The following is a 17,319-nucleotide window of genomic DNA, read 5'->3' as shown; positions in this document are numbered from 1 at the left end:
ACGAACATGAAAAAGCTCACCAATGAAGTGATGCTCATTACATATGCTGACTCACTTGGTAAGAATTTGAAGGAATTGAATCAAGTGTTGTCAAATGAATTGGATGGTGTTGTTGGCGGTGTCCACGTCTTGCCATTCTTCCCATCAACAGGTGACCGTGGCTTTGCCCCTGAAGAATATGAAACAGTTGATCCAAAGTTTGGGGACTGGTCTGACATTGATAAGTTAGCTGAGAAGTACTACTTGATGTTTGACTTCATGTTGAACCACATTTCACCACAATCAAAGTATTTCCAAGACTTCTTAGAAAAGAAGGACAAGTCAGAATACTACGACATGTTCTTGAAGTACTCTGAATTCTGGCCTGAAAACCGTCCAACAGCTGAAGATATTGATTTGATCTACAAGCGTAAGGATAAGGCACCATTTGCGCCAGTAACTTTTGCGGACGGCACAACAGATCAAGTTTGGAACACATTCGGTGACCAACAAATGGATTTGGATGTCACAAAGCCAGTGACAAAGCAATTCATCAAGGATTCATTGATTAACCTTGCCCGCCATGGGGCGTCAGTTATCCGTTTGGATGCCTTTGCTTACGCCATCAAGAAGTTGGATACAAACGACTTCTTCGTTGAACCAGAAATTTGGGATGTTTTGAACGAAGTACGTGAAATCTTGACAGCCGAAGGTTCTGAAGTTTTGCCAGAAATCCATGAACACTACAAGATTGTGCGCAAGATTACAGATCACGACATGTATTCATACGACTTTGCGTTGCCATTGATTACGTTGTACTCACTTTATTCAGGTAAGACAAACCGTTTGGCTGACTGGTTGCGTCAAAGCCCAATGAAGCAATTTACAACATTGGATACGCACGATGGTATTGGTGTTGTCGATGCCAAGGACTTGTTGACACAAGAAGAAACAGACTTTACAACGGAAGAAATGTACAAGGTTGGGGCTAACGTGAAGAAGATCTTCTCATCAGCAGCCTACAATAACTTGGATATTTACCAAATTAATACAACTTATTACTCAGCTTTGGGTAATGACGATGCCGCTTACTTGCTAGCACGTGCGACACAAATCTTTGCACCAGGTATCCCACAAGTTTATTACGTTGGTTTGTTGGCAGGTGAAAACGACCTTGAATTGTTGGAAAGCACAAAGGAAGGCCGTAACATCAACCGTCACTATTATGACCTTGAAGAAATTGCTGAAACAGTTAAGCGCCCAGTTGTGTCAAACTTGTTTGACTTGCTTCGCTTCCGTAACACAAGTTCAGCCTTTGACCTTGATGGTGAGATTAAGGTTGAAAACAACGGTGACAACGATTTGATCATTACACGCACATCAGCTGATGGTCAAACAACTGCTGTTTTGACAGCTGACTTTGCGACAAAGCAATTCAAAGTTACTGAAAATGATAAGGAAATTTTCAATACACAGGCTTAATGTAACCAAAGCGCTTTGGCGCTTTTTTTAGTATATAATTAAGGCAAGGAAAAGGGCCTGTCTATGATCATATTAGCTTCAAACTTACCAACTGTCATTAATCATATTCTGTCAGCAGATCAAGCCTTTGCGTGGTCAAAATTTGTCGTGATGTTTCTGCTGATTTTTGTTGAAACAGCCGGTATTGTCACGGGTTTTATTCCTGGCGATACGATTTTGACATCGGTGGGGAGTGTCGCAGGCTTACATCATAATTTGTGGGAGTTATTGGCAGATTGTCTGGTGTTTGGTTTGGCGTCACTTTGTGGTGATGCTGTGAACTATTGGTTTGGGGGCTTTTTAACCCGACAGATTGGTCGCATCCCTGTTTTAAAAAAGTATATATCGGGTGGCGTCATTGATCGGTTGGCAGTTGATTTCCATCCCAAACGGTGGTTATTGTTTATCGTGTTAGGACGCTTTTTACCGTTTATTCGCGTGGCGGTACCGTTGTTAGCGCAACGCTTGGGATTGCCTTTTGCCAGTTATATTAAAATGGCAGCGTTTGCGAGCTTTTTATGGGCGTTTACCATTACATCACTGGGTTATTTTATCGGCCATTTGGCCATCCCGCACGAATGGCTCACGATTGGGCTGGTGGTCATAGCGGTTGCCTTGATTATTGGGTTACGCTCACCAAAGTTACGACGCGCCGTCTTGAACTTACTAGTTCGGAAATAGGTTACGTTTGTTATAATTATGATTAGATAAGTTATAGGAGAAAATCATGCATTATCAAGAAACTTTAGCACAGTGGCAAGCGGCAGATTTGCCTGACTATTTGGCCGATGAGCTTGCCTCATATACACCAGAGCAGCAAGAAGAAGCTTTTTATCAAAATTTGAGCTTTGGAACAGCAGGTATGCGAGGTGTTTTGGGTGCGGGAACTAACCGAATGAACATCTTTACGGTACGCCAAGTCACCGAAGCCCTAGCGCGTTATATTGCGTCACAAGGGGATGAAGCGAAAAAGCGTGGCGTTGTGATTAGCTTTGATTCACGCCATTTTTCACCTGAATTTGCATCAGATGCAGCTAAAGTTTTGTCAGCACATCAAATCAAAGTCTATCTTTTTAGCAGCTTGCGGCCAACGCCGGAACTGTCTTTTGCTGTGCGAGAATTGGGGACATTTGCTGGTATCATGATTACGGCATCACACAACCCCAAGGAATACAACGGCTATAAGGTTTACGGTGAAGACGGTGGCCAAATGGTGCCGGAAGCCGTTGATGCTGTCGTGAATGAATTGGCTGGCATCTCGGATATCTTTAATATTGCACTTGACGACACACAAACGTATGTTGAAGTGATTGATCAAGCCATTGATGAGAAATATTTAGCAGCTATGAAGACGGTCACGGTTGATCCGGAATTGGTGGCTAAAGAAGGGCAATCATTGAAGTTTGTTTACTCACCACTTCACGGCACGGGTCAATATATTGGGGAAAAGGCCTTACAACAAGCAGGCTTTACGAATTATACGATTGTGAAGGAACAGGCTGTGATTGACGGGGATTTCCCAACTGTTGCCAAGCCAAATCCAGAAGATGCAGCGGCATTAGAAATGGCTATTGCTTATGCTAAGGAAACAGGTGCCGATGCTGTCGTTGCCACAGATCCCGATGCTGATCGCATGGGCGCTGCGGTTCGTTTAGCCGATGGCACCTTCCAAGTTTTGACTGGGAACCAAATTGCCGCTGTTTTGGTGAATTATTTGTTAACGGCCAAGCAAAACACCGGCACATTGCCAGATAATGGGGCAATTGTGACGTCAATCGTGTCATCACGTTTCGCTTCAAAGATTGCCGAAAGCTTTGGCGTAACGACAGCTGATGTGTTGACTGGCTTTAAGTACATCGCGGCAACCATTGATGAATATGAAGCAACGCAAGAAAAGACGTTCTTATTTGGCTTTGAAGAGAGTTTTGGCTATCTGGTTAAGCCTTTTGCTCACGATAAAGATGCCATTCAAGCCCTCGTGTTGTTTGCAGAAGTAGCGGCCTACTATAAGTCTCAAGGGCAAACATTTGCGGATGGGTTGCAAGCCTTGTTTGACAAGTACGGCTATTTTGAAGAAAAGACCATTAGTTTGGACTTCCCAGGTGTGCATGGAAATGACGATATGGCAAAAATTATTGCCAAGTTCCGTGATCATCAACCTGAAACGATTGGGGGGATTGCTGTTAGCCGCGTGCAAGACTTCTCAACTGGTCTAGAAACTGATGCTGACGGCCAGGTTACAACATTGACACAGCCAAAAGCCAATGTCTTGAAATATTGGTTAGCTGACGGCTCATGGGTGGCTGTACGCCCATCAGGAACTGAACCAAAGTTGAAGTTCTATATTGGGGTCACTTCTGATTCACAAGCCGCTTCACAAGCAAAAATTGACACGATCACAGCAGATTTGATGACTTATACAAAATAGTGCTAGACATGGCATGAATTATTTGTTACACTAAGAAAAGCCGTAAGGCAATATTAACGATAATCCGCTGTGCGTTTAGCCTGAGGGCGAGTGTAAGATTGTCGGCTAGGAGAATGACCAATGCGTCAAAACAGTATTTTAGAAAACGTTACATCAGTACAATTGCGTTCTGACATCCCTGACTTCCGCGCTGGTGACACTGTTAAGGTGTACGCTAAGATCGTCGAAGGTTCACGTGAACGTATCCAATTGTTCGAAGGTGTTGTTATCAAGCGTAAGGGTGCTGGTATTCAAGCAACTTACACAGTGCGTAAGATCTCATCTGGTGTTGGTGTGGAACGTACATTCCCATTGCACTCACCACGTGTTGATAAGATTGAAGTTGTACGCTATGGTGCCGTTCGTCGTGCCAAGTTGTACTACCTCCGCGCTTTGCAAGGTAAGGCAGCACGTATCAAGGAACGTCGTCGCGACGTATAATCCGAGAAAAGACACCGTGAGGTGTCTTTTTTTATATTAAAATACCGGTAATCCCACCGGATTTTTGGGGGACACGGGAAAATAATATGGGATATGGACTTGTCATAGAGGCGTAATATAATAGCAAAAGTTGTGATATATGCAAAAATCGCATGAAGGTATATAATAAAAACATACTCAAAGATATTTGAGTTTCATTACTCCCCTAGTAATGTTTCAATCAGCCCCCCAATTACTGATTGATAAATCGATAGCTACGGTTATCATCCCCTGACCATTGCCCTCTTCGGTCAGGGTTTTTTTTATGGCATTCGGCCGTATTGTGCGAACCCATGTTCGTTAAATGTGATAAGATAGGGATATGACAGAGTTTTTATTGACAACTGATACACGTAAAATTCTCCATGTTGATATTGATGCCTTCTATGCCCAAGTCGAAATGCGTGACAATCCGGCATTACGCCACCAGCCATTAATCATTTCGCGTGATCCAGCAGAAACTGGGGGTCGCGGGGTGGTGACGACGGCGAACTATGTCGCGCGCCAACTCGGCATTCATTCGGCCATGCGATCCGCAGAAGCACGGCGTTTAGCGCCAGACGGGATCTTTTTGACCCCGGATTTTGCCAAGTATAAAGCCATTTCTAAGCAAATTCATGCCATTTTTCGGACAATTACACCAAAAATCGAGCCGGTGGCGTATGATGAGGCCTACTTAGATGTGACCGATAATGCGTTGTCGGGCGCAATGTTGGCTGCCGAGTTACGACACGATATCTATAAACAGACGCGGTTGACCAGTTCGGTGGGCGTATCGTATAACAAACTATTAGCAAAACTAGGGTCTGAATTTAATAAGCCAAACGGCGTGACGGTGATTACGCCGGAAAACCGTCTCGCTTTTTTAGATCACTTACCAATTGGTGAATTTCGCGGCGTTGGTGAGAAAACGCAAGCCAAGTTAGCAGCGCTTAACGTACTTGATGGTGCTGCATTGCGGCAATTATCACGCGAAACGTTAGTGGCGCAGTATGGTAAATTAGGTGAAAATCTTTACTGGCAGGCGCGTGGTGTCCATTTTGGTGAAGTGAAGTGGCAACGCCAACAGCAATCAGTAGGTAAAGAGGAAACTTTTGCGCAGTTTTTACACCATGATGAACTGGTACGTGCTGAATTTAAAAAGTTAGCGAGTGGTATGATTGCGGCTTTGAAGACCCGTGGTTTGGTTGGCCGGACGTTAAATGTTAAAATTCGGGATGAAAAATTCCATACCACAACCCGTGCAATCACCCAGGTAGAACCTTGGTTGCTGTCTGAAGATCTCTTGGTGAATACAGCTCAAGCTATTTTTGATGAGGTGGTGACAGGCCCGTATGCCATTCGTTTATTAGGACTGTCAATGAGTAATTTACAGCCAAGTGGTTTTGAAGAAATGACCTTGTTTTAAACATGTTATACTAGTATACATATAGTCACGATAAATTTAAGATAACACGAGAAAGATAGATTAATGTCAGCAATTGAAGAACAAATATTAGCAGAAATAAAGCGATATGACACCATTATTATTCATCGCCACCAGCGCCCAGACCCTGATGCGTACGGCGCGCAGTTGGGCCTAAAGGCGATTTTAGAAGCTAGTTTTCCAGACAAGCAGATTTATGCGGTCGGGAAGGCTGTCCAAGGCTTAGCTTGGATGAGTGAAGATGACACCTTTATGGATGACATACCCGATAAAATGTATCGTGATGCGTTGGTCCTTGTGGTGGACACCGCCAACGCGCCACGGATTGATGATCAAAGATGGCCAAACGGATTAGAAATTATTAAAATCGATCATCATCCCAATGATGAACCTTACGGCGATTGGCAATGGGTTGAAGCCGGTAAATCAGCGACAAGTACGATGATTTATGAATTCTATGAAGCCCTGAAAGGCCAGGGTTTGGTCATGAACGCTAAGGCAGCCCGGTTATTATATATTGGGATTGTTGGTGATACTGGGCGTTTCATGTACAGCATGGATCAAGAAACCTTCCGCGTGGTATCAGAACTATTTGGTTATGACTTCGACTACGAAGCTGTTTTGCACCACATGTCAACGATTTCGGAAAATGCCGCTAAGTTATCGGGTTATGTGCTACAAAATCTCACGATTTTACCATCAGGGTTCGCCTATGTTGTCTTAACCAAAGCACTTTTGGAACAATTTGATTTGCAAGATTCAGGCACGGCGTTTGTTGTGCCATTGCCGGCAACCATCGATAAAGTCAAGGCTTGGGCAATTTTTGAAGAACAAGATGAAGGTAATTATCGGGTGCGGCTCCGTTCACGGACGATTGTGATTAACAAAATTGCAAACCAATTTGAGGGTGGGGGCCATCCAATGGCCTCTGGTGCCTGGGCACAAACCGCTGAAGATATTGAACGTTTGATCAACACTGTCAATGCTGCTTTACTTGAATAAGGCGGCGACAAAGAAGTTACCTCAGCTACAAACTGAGTAGAATGAAAGTAGAGAAAATTGATGGCAGAAACTGCAAACCAATTTGGACAATTTAATTTAAAACCAGAAATCATTATTGCGTTGACTAAGATTGGCTTTACCAAGCCAACCCCGGTCCAAGCAAAATTAATTCCAGCGATCTTGCAAGGTAAGGATGTCGTTGGCCAATCACAAACAGGTTCAGGGAAGACCCACACCTTTTTGATTCCCATTTTTAACCAATTAGAACAAGACCGACAATACGTACAGGCTGTTATTACAACGCCTTCACGTGAATTGGCTGCTCAAATTACAAAAGCTGCCAAGGACTTTGCCTCACAGCTCAATCCCGATATTACAATCGCTGAATATGTTGGTGGCACAGATAAGCTCCGCCAAATCAAGCAATTGGAAAACAATCAACCACAAATTGTCATCGGGACACCTGGTCGGATTAAAGACTTGGTTGAATCTGGTGCTTTGAAGCTACATGCTGTGCACACAATGGTCGTCGATGAAGCGGATATGACCCTTGATATGGGCTTCTTGACAGAAGTAGATTATATCGCTGGTGCGATGCCAAAAGACTTACAAACATTGGTCTTTAGTGCCACAATGCCAGAAAAGCTCAAGCCATTCTTAAAGAAATATATGGCGAACCCGCTTTTTGAAGCGATTCCAGTCTCAACAGTCATTGCCGACACCATTGAAAATTGGTTGTTAGCCACAAAGTCAAAAGATAAGAACGATGTGATTTACCAAGTCTTAACGACTGGGAACCCTTATTTAGCACTGATCTTTGCTAATACCAAGGATCGTGCCAAAGAAATCGCTTCTAATTTGCGTGGTCGTGGGTTGAAGGTTGCTGAAATTCATGGTGATATTGAACCACGTGAACGTCGTCGTGTGATGAAGGCGATTCAAAACTTAGAATTCCAATACGTTGTCGCAACCGACTTGGCGGCGCGTGGGATTGATATTGAAGGGGTTTCTCACGTCATTAACGATGATATTCCATCAGAACTGGAATTCTTCGTTCATCGTGTTGGCCGAACAGGTCGTAATGGCATGCCTGGTCTGGCGATTACGTTGTATGGTCCAGATGAAGAAGACGAAGTAGCAGAGCTTGAAGCTTTGGGCATTGATTTCAAGGCAATGCAGTTGAAAAACGGGGAATTCGTGCCGGTAAAAGATCGCCGTGCGCGAACACAACGTGTCGCAACCACAAGAAAGCTTGACCCAACGATGGTGGGGATGGTTAAAAAGAAGAAAAAGGTCGTGAAGCCTGGCTATAAGCGTCAAATCAAGTCAGCTATTCAACGGAAAAACCAAATGGATCGTCGTATTGCCAAGCGTGAAGAAATGCGTGCAGTACGTAAGTCAAACAAAAAGCGCGGTGGCGCCTAAACCGCTCATCATCATAAAAAAGCACGCTGTCTTTGTTTAACAAAGACAGCGTGCTTTTTTATTTTTGACCAGGACGTTGGCCAGCTTTAATCACTTTGGTTTGAATCAAGTTGACGACTTCTGGATTTTCGGGCAAACTCGAATGTTGCGCATTTGCCCCAGAAACGGTGATTTGCGTGTATGATTTGACTTTGTTTTGATAAATGTATTTACCAGCTAAGACACTTTCGACTGGCACAATCCCATCATCGGTATAGTCATCGGTCCCTGCAACTGAGTACATGACTAAATTGTCGGGCAACTGATTATTGGCGGCAATGAAATCATTGAGCATTTCGGTCCGGCGTTGCATGGAAGTTTCAGAGAAGTTAAACGGCGTACCAAGGGTCATGAGCGTCGGAATATTAAAAGATGACGCTGCGTAATCTTGTTCTAAATAATTCGTCCAAACCAGACCACCATTGGAATGGCCAATGGCGGAAAAGTCTCGGAAATGATAACGATTCTGGATGTCGTTTAACGCGAGGTTTAACCACTTAGTTTGTTTTTTAATATTACTGTAGCCGTCACGGTTATCTTGAAAACCGACAACAATAAAAGGTTGGCGATCTCTGGGATTAAGTTTACCGTGGAAAACGAGTTGGTTATTTTCGTTCACCTGCACCTTAAGAATACTGTGCACAGGTCCAGTTGCGTTTAAGTCTTTAAATAGATCGTCAAATCGATTGATTGTCGCACTAGAACCGGGGACAAAAATAATGGGTTTCATGCGTGAATTTTGAATTTTGGCTTCCTTGTCACTAGATTGCGCAATCGCTTTTTGACTAAAAACCCCAAGCACCAAGAGTAAGATAACGCTCGTGATTAAGATGAGTTTATTTTTCACCGGGCACCTCCAGAGTCAGATGGGATAAGAATGGGCGATAGATAAGAACGGAACCAATCAAAATGATCACAGTAATCAAGAGTGAACGAATTGGCGTGGTACTAGCAACCGTTGGCAGTAGTAGATTAGGCAAACTGTCAGGTGCCACAAAGACAATTGGTTGAATAAAATGGGTTGTGATGGCAATAAAACTAATGGCCAGGCTCATCAGATTGACTAAAATCATCGGGATAAAAATAAGGGGGTTCAAATAGAGCGGTACGCCCACAAAAAGCAGGTAACTGTTATCAAATAACGTTGGGAACCAAGAAATTCTAGCCAGACGACGTTGTTGCTTGGAAGCAGCAAATAATAAGGCAAGACAGATGGCCAGTGCATTACCAACCCCACCAAATAATGTAAAAGCGCCATAAATACTATACACGTTTTCCGGCACAGGTAAGGCACCGTGTGCAGTGGTGAGATAGGTGGTGAGATTGCGATCAACACCATACATGTTTGACGAGGGGGCGGTAAGTTCTGGTGGTAACGCCACACCCAATAGATAAAGAATCGGTGCCGTAATTGTAATAATGATTAGGCCTAAGAACGTGGCAAAGAAGCGATGCGTCCAAATATCGGATAAAAAGAACTCAAAGAGTTGTTGCCGGAAAAGCTGGTGTAAAAATAGGCCTAGGATAATGATAATGCCTGCCCAAATGAGATAAGGCAAACTGTAGGGATTGGGATGATGCTTAATATGAATGGCATAGCGTGTGTAAGAGTAGCTACTCAATAAAACAATCAAGGTCACAACAAAGTATTGGTTGACGTTAAAGACAGGAAATTGATTTTTATCGCCAAAAAATAAGAAAACCGCCAAACAGTTGGTGATTGAAGGCAGGCTGGTGTTTTGATAAGATTTAGCGGCCAGGTACTGATAGGTCAGCGCAATGACGTAAATTAAGACGACCGCTGCATCTGCCATCGGTAACAATACCAATATAGTATCAAAAAGTGGCTTGAATAGCTGAGCGTCCAGTTTAAATAATTTGACGAATAGCGCATTGGGCGATAGAATAAGCTTGACTGATAATCGTAAATAAATATCAATAACAATAATTGGTAGTGATTGATGTAATGCTGTTTTGATGCTTTGAAAAGCAGTCATTTGCCATAATTTTGTTTCCCAACGTTGTGCCACATTGACTAGAAAATAGCGCATAGTTTCTCCAATTTAGTTCAAAAAGTTGTCTTGTAACAAGATGCTACAAGATTGACACATTTATGTTATAATTAACTCATTATTTTTTTGTGTACCAGACACTGTCATACTTATGTCGATTATACATGAAAATCACAGAAGAGGGGTAACGTGAAATTGATTAAGCGGTTCTTTCAGCGTCCGATTATAAACTTTATGAGTCGGACGCTATTTTATTTTTGTGTTATTTTGATCCTTGTTTACCTGTATAGTTATTCAGGAGTAGGACAAGGACACTTCATCTACAACGAATTTTAATATAGGGAATGAAACATGATCATTAAAAACGTTATTGAGACAATTGACGCCATCGCAACAAATCAGGGGGATTACGTTGCGTATGATGAATTGGGTCAAACAAATACATATGCCGATTTAAAGGCCGCATCTGATCGTTTAGCTGCGCATATTACGAACCTGGGGCTAACAGATAAGGCACCTATCATGGTTTATGGTGGGCAACAATTTGAAATGGTTGCCAGCTTCTTAGGGAGTGTTAAATCAGGACATGCTTATGTGCCAGTAGATGTGAATTCTGCTGACGAACGCTTGTTAGATATTTTGGCCATTGGGGAACCAGCCTTGGTGATTGCCGTTGATGACTTGCCAATCGAGGTGACAACTGTGCCAGTTATCACGCGTCAACAACTTACTGATATTCTGGCAACACCCGTTGACTTTGCGTTAACACAACCGGTGACAGGGGATGATAATTTCTATATTATCTTTACTTCTGGTACAACGGGTAAGCCAAAAGGGGTACAGATTTCACACAATAACCTCCTGAGCTTTGCCAACTGGATGTTGGGCGACGATTTTGGTTGGCAAACAGGGGCCAATGTCTTGTCACAACCACCTTATTCATTTGACTTGTCGGTCATGGATTGGGTGCCAACGTTGTTGTCACAGGGGACATTGAAGGCTTTGCCAAAAGCAACGGCTGATGACTTTAAGGCTTTGTTCCATACTTTGCCAACCTTAGCGTTAAATAAGTGGGTATCAACGCCATCATTTGCCGATGTGGCCTTGTTGAACCCAGAATTTAATCAAGAAACGCACCCAGAACTTGATACATTCTTATTCTGTGGTGAAGTGTTAACTAAGACTACGGCAGAAAAGCTGTTGGCGCGTTTTCCACAAGCTAAGATTTTTAATACGTATGGGCCAACTGAAGCAACGGTTGCCGTGACTGGCTTGCAAATTACGCCAGAAATTATGGCTAAGTATGACAAAATGCCAATTGGGTATGCTAACGCTGATACCGAAATTATCATTCAAGATCTTGATGGTGCAACTTTGCCTGATGGTGAAACGGGTGAAATTGTGATTGCGGGACCATCAGTGTCTAAGGGTTACTTGAACAATCCAGAAAAGACTGCGGTTGCCTTTACAACCATTGATGGCAAGCAAGCTTATCACACGGGTGATCTGGCAACGCGTGATGCTGATGGGCTATTGCATTATCGTGGTCGGACAGACTTCCAAATCAAATTACACGGTTTCCGGATTGAATTAGAAGAAGTTGCCCACCAATTGCAACAAAGCCAGTGGGTTGAACAAGCCGTGGCGGTACCTCGATATGATGCGGATGGTAAGGTCAAGCAATTGTTGGCTATTATTGTGCCAAAAGCGAACGACTTTGAAAAGCCAATCTTGTTAACGCAAGCGATTAAAGCGGAACTTGAAGATATCATGATGCCTTATATGGTGCCAGGTCGCTTCATCTACCGTGACAGCATGCCGTTAACACCTAATGGTAAGATTGACTTGAAAGGTTTGATTGCTGAGGTGAATGGTAATGCTTAATTTACAACCGTATGCTGATCCCAAGTACTTTGTGTACTTGCTATTAGCGTTAGCACCATTGGCTATCGGGTTGTACTTTGGGAAGCGTTTTGTTTGGTATGAAATTGCGGTATCGTTGGTATTTATCGTTTTGATGTTTGATGGCGCTAAATATCACGAAGGTTTTGCCATTATCGAGTATATGATATGGCAGTGGCTGTTGGTTTGGGGGTATACCAAGTATCGACAAAAAGCGAATCGCAGTAGCGTCTTTTATGTCGTGACCGGCCTCGCAATTTTACCGTTATTCCTAGTTAAACTCGCACCGGCAACGCATTGGACCCATGTGTCAACATTACTTGGTTTCATGGGGATTTCTTACCTGACCTTCCGGTCAGTCGGCATGATTTTAGAAACACGTGATGGTTCAATTAAAAACTTTGATCCTTTGTTGTTCCTAAGATTTATGCTCTTTATGCCTTCCATTTCGTCAGGACCGATTGATCGGTATCGGCGTTTTGAAAAGGATGTAGCGACTGTCCCAACGCGTGAGAAGTATTTGGAACTGCTGGAAAAAGCGGTTTGGTATTTCTTCCTTGGTTTCTTGTACAAGTTCGTTCTGGCCTACATTTTTGGGACATTGATTTTACCACAGGTAGAAAGCCAGGCGTTAGCCGCTGGCAGCATCCATCATGGGTGGACTTGGTGGTTAATTCCCGTGATGTATGCCTACGGGCTTGATTTGTTCTTTGATTTTGCGGGTTACTCACTGTTCGCCGTCGCAACCAGTTACGTGATGGGCGTTTCCCTACCAATGAACTTCAACAAGCCGTTCCTGTCAAAAAACTTGAAGGAATTCTGGAATCGTTGGCACATGACCTTGTCATTTTGGTTCCGTGATTACGTTTTCATGCGTTTGGTCTTCACAATGATGAAGAACAAGTGGTTTAAAAGTCGCATCACGTTATCAAATGTCGCCTATATTTCGAACATGTTATTAATGGGGTTCTGGCATGGGATTACTTGGTACTACATCGTTTATGGTTTATTCCACGGTGTTGGTCTGGTCATCAATGATGCCTGGTTGCGTTATAAGAAGAAGCACCATGTCCCACATAACAAGTTCACAGAAGCGTTGGCCATTTTCGTGACATTTAACGTCGTCATGGTCAGTTTCTTAATATTTAGTGGCTTTTTGGATACCTTATGGTTTAAGTCATAATAATCTAGCTATCGTATAAAAAGAAAGAGGAAAAAAACATGTCAGTAAAAGAAGAAGTAATCGATATTTTGAACACAATCACAGGTGAAGATGTATCAGACAAGATGGATGAAAACTTGTTTGAAGATGGTTTGCTTGATTCAATGGCAACAGTTGAATTGTTGTTGGATCTTGAAAACAAGTTTGACATCCAAGCACCAGTGTCAGAATTTAACCGTGACGAATGGGATACACCTAATAAAGTGGTTGCCAAGGTTGAATCATTAATCGGACAGTAATATGAAAAAACGGGGACTTTGGTGGATTTTTGGGCCAGTAATCATTGCGTTTGTACTGGCTGGTGCGTTGTTTTTAGCACCATTCTCCTTAAACCACATTTCACAAAAAAGCGTGCGCGACGCGTCTGTTTCATTTTCAAAAAATGTGTATAAGGGCGAGACAGTTAAGACGGCGGCTTTTAGTGACCCATCTAAGCGCTATGTACCGTTTTTTGGTTCAAGTGAGTTATTGCGTTTGGACACGATGCATCCTTCGATGCTCGCCGCCAAATATCACCGCAATTATCAACCCTTCTTGTTAGGACAAGCAGGAACGGAGTCATTGCTACACTACCTAAGCATGCAAGAGATGCTACCAGCCTTGCATAAAAAGCAAGCGGTCTTTGTCATTTCACAACAGTGGTTTGTTAAGAAAAATGTCCATGGGGCATTCTCAGTTTTCTATTCTGCTTTGCAGACAGTCGATTGGTTACGTAATATCAAAGAAATTACACCAACTGATCGCTATATTGCTACGCAGTTATTAGAACAGCCACAAATCAAAGACAATGGTTTTTACGCGAAATTAGTGACTAAGATTAAGGATAATCAGCCTTTGTCATCAACTGATTTGAAGCTATTGTCGGTTCGTCATCGGGCGCTTTTGCGCGAAGATGAACTGTTCTCAAACTTTGCTAGTTCAGATAACTGGGATAAACATGTGAAGCCAGCTGTCAAACGTTTACCAGCTACTGACGAAAATGGTGCTTTGTTTAAGGAAGCAACTAGAATTGCGGCACGTGAAACGATGAATAATCCATTCAAAATCAAGGATTCATTCTATCGGTCACGGATCAAGTTTAATTTGAAGCGCTTGGCTGACTCACAAAAGAAGTTTGACTATCGCCAATCACAACAGTATGCCGATTTACAAGCGGTTTTGGCTGAATTTGCCCGTCAGAAAACGGATGTGTTATTTGTCATTCAACCAGTTAACCAACGTTGGGCGAATTATACGGGCTTGAGTAATGAGATGTACTACCAGAGTGTGGATAAGGTTAAAAAGCAGTTGACCTCACAAGGGTTTAACAATATTGCCGATCTGTCACACGATGGGGCAAAAAATTACTTCATGCAAGATACGATTCACCTTGGTTGGAATGGTTGGGTAACGGCAGATGAATACATCAAGCCGTTCTTAGAAGGTGGCTACAAGCCAACTAATTATCACATTAACAACAATTATCTATCAAAAGACTGGAAAAATTTGATGCCAACAGCACAAAATTTGCAACAGTTCAAATAAAAAGCGACCCACAATTGTGGGTCGCTTTTTATTATGAGAATGGTGATTACGAATCATTAAATGTCGTTGTTGGGACGTTGAATGGGTCAATCGCTTCATCATCTGATAGGGCGCTCAAATTGTTTTGCTCTTCAATTGGTAAGGCAATGTCGTCAAATTTGAAGGCCAACAGAGAATCGGTGATTGATTGTTCACGAGAAATGGCACCATCGTCACGAATTTCGATGAGTTGTGCTTGTTCAACGGTTTCGTGTGTTTGTTTGAGGAATGACTCACGTGCCGCAACGCGTTGTTTAATATCAGAAACGTCAACCGTTTCATTGAGGTCCGTTACGACTTCAAAGTTTACCCCGATATTCTTCTTGCCAATTTTAAAGGTTGCTTCGGCAATTGCCCCAGTTTGCAATTCAAGTTGTTGTGCCAAAAAGCCAGCTTCTAAGCTAAAATCAGCTGAACGGTTCAGATTTAAGCGTTGTTGGACAAGATCACCAGTAAGGGTCCAACGTTGATTTTTGCTATCTTGTGACGCAATTTCAAGATGACCAAAACCGGCATTGTCGAAAAATTCAACAACTGAAGCTAACGCATCAAAGGGAAATTGACGAGCGATTTCTTTACCAGCCCAATAGAGAATATGGGGGTAATCTTCTTGCAAGAGGTTTTGTAGTAACCCGTCGCGCAAAAGTGTCAATGCAAAACTATTGACTTGGAAATTAGTTTGTAAAATCTTGTCATAATCGTTGATGTTCATGTGCCCGTATAAACCTTTCAGACTTTTATTATACCAAACTTTACACGCGGAAAACTTGCATTCTCTGTTTTTAAGGGCATAATTATAAGTATGAGTAAAAATAATCCAATTGGTTTTGTTGATTCTGGTGTCGGTGGCTTAACCGTTGTGAAAGCGGCCCAGGACCAGCTACCACATGAACAATTTATTTTTATTGGCGATACCGCACGGATGCCGTACGGGCCACGGCCAGTACAAGAAGTCATTGATTATACCTTTCAAATGGCGCGCTTTTTGCTGACGGAAAAACATATTAAATTACTTGTGATTGCTTGTAATACTGCCACAGCGCGCGCTTTGCCACAATTACAAGCGCAGTTACCTATTCCAGTTATTGGTGTGATTGTCCCAGGGGCCACTGCGGCCGCAACGACAACAGCTAATCAAAAGATTGGGGTGATTGCGACTCAGGGTACGGTCACTTCTGGGGCTTATCAAGACGAGATTCAAGCGGTGAATGCTGACGTGACAATTTTCCAGCAAGCTGAGCCGGATTTCGTACAATTAGCTGAAGCCAATCTTGCCCAAGCAGCGACCACTAAAGACATCGTAGCGCAACATTTAGCACCGTTAACCGCGCAGGGGATTGATACGTTGGTCTTGGGGTGCACCCATTTCCCATTGCTGACTGACGCCATTACTGAAGCAGTTGGCCCAAACGTGAAATTAGTGGATCCAGGTCGTGAGACCGTACGGGTCATTATGGACACATTAGATCAGCAGGCCTTACATACAGCAGTGCCGCATCAGCATGCGGATGATATTTTCTACACGACCAAAGATCCAGCGACCTTCAAGGCCATTGCGACTGATTGGTTAGCCCGCGATACCGCACTAGATGTGCGCCATCTTGCCATTGTCGGCGAAGGCGCCACCCAACATTTAGAGGAGAAATAACATGCCGAGAATTATCCTGGCGAGTAATAACGCGCATAAAATTACCGAATTAGCCGCAATTTTAGCGCAACATCAAATTGATTTACAAGTGGTGCCATTGCGTGATTTAGGGGATGATATCCCAGATATTATTGAAGATGGCCAAACGTTTGAAGAAAATGCTTTGAAAAAAGTAACGGCGATTACGCCACTAGCACCCGATGATTTTGTCTTAGCAGATGATTCTGGCTTGACTGTGGATGCTTTGAATGGTGAGCCAGGGGTTTATTCAGCCCGTTATGCTGGCGACCATGATGATGCGGCCAATATTGACAAGGTTTTGACAAAATTAGGCGATAATCCAGACCGTACCGCGCATTTCCACAGTGTTTTGGTATTGGCGGGACCAGGTCGTGATAACTTGGTCGCCAAAGGTCAAGTGGATGGCATGATTACGCATGAACGCCACGGTGAAGGCGGCTTTGGTTACGATCCCATTTTCCGGGTACCAGGTTTTAACAAAACATTTGCTGAATTAACAGCGGCTGAAAAAAACCAAGTGAGTCATCGCGGCTTAGCGTTACAAGACTTGGTTGCCAAATTACCAAACTGGTTGAAAGGAGCGTCACACGATTAAGTATCGTGTCACATAAT

Annotated in this window: 17 protein-coding genes; 14 read left to right on the top strand and 3 right to left on the bottom strand. The window is 43.1% G+C overall.

The features are described from left to right. The first annotated feature begins 6 nt into the window (after positions 1-6). The 7 genes from gtfA (at position 7) to FGL80_RS00595 (ending at position 8,300) form a co-directional block, all read left to right on the top strand. Complete coding sequence (gene gtfA, locus FGL80_RS00625; RefSeq protein ID WP_147001662.1) at positions 7-1,461, top strand: sucrose phosphorylase; 1,455 nt, start codon at positions 7-9, stop codon at positions 1,459-1,461. Between the two features lie 63 nt (positions 1,462-1,524). Continuing rightward, on the top strand, positions 1,525-2,181 hold the full coding sequence (locus tag FGL80_RS00620; protein WP_147001661.1) for a DedA family protein: 657 nt from the start codon (positions 1,525-1,527) through the stop codon (positions 2,179-2,181). Positions 2,182-2,227: 46 nt separating this feature from the next. Beyond that, on the top strand, positions 2,228-3,928 hold the full coding sequence (locus FGL80_RS00615; RefSeq protein WP_147001660.1) for a phospho-sugar mutase: 1,701 nt from the start codon (positions 2,228-2,230) through the stop codon (positions 3,926-3,928). Positions 3,929-4,048: 120 nt separating this feature from the next. After that, positions 4,049-4,408 carry a 50S ribosomal protein L19 gene (gene rplS / locus FGL80_RS00610; RefSeq protein WP_010001800.1) on the top strand — a complete coding sequence of 120 codons (360 nt, stop codon included), beginning with the start codon at positions 4,049-4,051 and terminating at the stop codon, positions 4,406-4,408. Positions 4,409-4,769: 361 nt separating this feature from the next. Next, on the top strand, positions 4,770-5,855 hold the full coding sequence (gene dinB, locus FGL80_RS00605) for a DNA polymerase IV (protein WP_055307569.1): 1,086 nt from the start codon (positions 4,770-4,772) through the stop codon (positions 5,853-5,855). A gap of 63 nt (positions 5,856-5,918) precedes the next feature. Beyond that, a complete protein-coding gene (locus FGL80_RS00600; protein WP_147001659.1) occupies positions 5,919-6,875 on the top strand; it encodes a DHH family phosphoesterase in 957 nt (318 codons plus the stop codon). Positions 6,876-6,935: 60 nt separating this feature from the next. After that, positions 6,936-8,300, top strand: coding sequence for a DEAD/DEAH box helicase (locus tag FGL80_RS00595; protein WP_055307571.1), 1,365 nt, complete (start codon positions 6,936-6,938; stop codon positions 8,298-8,300). Positions 8,301-8,358: 58 nt separating this feature from the next. Here the strand turns inward: FGL80_RS00595 and FGL80_RS00590 are convergent, their stop codons facing one another. Both FGL80_RS00590 and FGL80_RS00585 read right to left on the bottom strand, forming a co-directional pair. Then, positions 8,359-9,186 carry an alpha/beta hydrolase gene (locus FGL80_RS00590; RefSeq protein ID WP_147001658.1) on the bottom strand — a complete coding sequence of 276 codons (828 nt, stop codon included), beginning with the start codon at positions 9,184-9,186 and terminating at the stop codon, positions 8,359-8,361. Further along, positions 9,176-10,390, bottom strand: coding sequence for a PTS sugar transporter subunit IIC (locus FGL80_RS00585; RefSeq protein WP_147001657.1), 1,215 nt, complete (start codon positions 10,388-10,390; stop codon positions 9,176-9,178). Before FGL80_RS00585 ends, FGL80_RS00590 begins: the two co-directional genes overlap by 11 nt. Positions 10,391-10,546: 156 nt before the next feature. On the opposite strand from FGL80_RS00585, the gene FGL80_RS00580 reads away from it, so the two are divergent. From FGL80_RS00580 to dltD, 5 genes are read left to right on the top strand one after another with little or no spacing between them, the layout of a single operon-like run. Further along, entirely contained in the window at positions 10,547-10,687 is a 141-nt protein-coding gene (locus FGL80_RS00580) for a teichoic acid D-Ala incorporation-associated protein DltX (protein ID WP_010001237.1), read from the top strand. A gap of 15 nt (positions 10,688-10,702) precedes the next feature. Next, positions 10,703-12,235 (top strand): D-alanine--poly(phosphoribitol) ligase subunit DltA, encoded by a 1,533-nt coding sequence (dltA, locus tag FGL80_RS00575; protein WP_147001656.1) that lies wholly within the window; start codon positions 10,703-10,705, stop codon positions 12,233-12,235. Beyond that, entirely contained in the window at positions 12,228-13,436 is a 1,209-nt protein-coding gene (dltB, locus tag FGL80_RS00570; protein WP_147001655.1) for a D-alanyl-lipoteichoic acid biosynthesis protein DltB, read from the top strand. The genes dltA and dltB overlap by 8 nt, the downstream gene beginning before the upstream one ends. Positions 13,437-13,474: 38 nt before the next feature. Continuing rightward, positions 13,475-13,714 (top strand): D-alanine--poly(phosphoribitol) ligase subunit DltC, encoded by a 240-nt coding sequence (dltC, locus tag FGL80_RS00565; protein WP_055307576.1) that lies wholly within the window; start codon positions 13,475-13,477, stop codon positions 13,712-13,714. A gap of 1 nt (position 13,715) precedes the next feature. Continuing rightward, on the top strand, positions 13,716-14,999 hold the full coding sequence (gene dltD, locus FGL80_RS00560; protein WP_147001654.1) for a D-alanyl-lipoteichoic acid biosynthesis protein DltD: 1,284 nt from the start codon (positions 13,716-13,718) through the stop codon (positions 14,997-14,999). Positions 15,000-15,045: 46 nt separating this feature from the next. Here the strand turns inward: dltD and FGL80_RS00555 are convergent, their stop codons facing one another. Beyond that, entirely contained in the window at positions 15,046-15,750 is a 705-nt protein-coding gene (locus FGL80_RS00555) for a YslB family protein (protein ID WP_147001653.1), read from the bottom strand. A 90-nt stretch (positions 15,751-15,840) separates the two neighbouring features. Between FGL80_RS00555 and murI the strand changes: the two genes are divergently transcribed. Both murI and FGL80_RS00545 read left to right on the top strand, forming a co-directional pair. Then, positions 15,841-16,686, top strand: coding sequence for a glutamate racemase (gene murI, locus FGL80_RS00550; RefSeq protein ID WP_147001652.1), 846 nt, complete (start codon positions 15,841-15,843; stop codon positions 16,684-16,686). Between the two features lies 1 nt (position 16,687). Next, entirely contained in the window at positions 16,688-17,302 is a 615-nt protein-coding gene (locus FGL80_RS00545) for an XTP/dITP diphosphatase (RefSeq protein WP_147001651.1), read from the top strand. Positions 17,303-17,319: the final 17 nt, after the last annotated feature.

The sequence above is a fragment of the Leuconostoc lactis genome, assembly GCF_007954625.1.
GTDB lineage: Bacteria > Bacillota > Bacilli > Lactobacillales > Lactobacillaceae > Leuconostoc > Leuconostoc lactis_A.
This window is presented reverse-complemented; position numbering and strand designations above follow the sequence as displayed.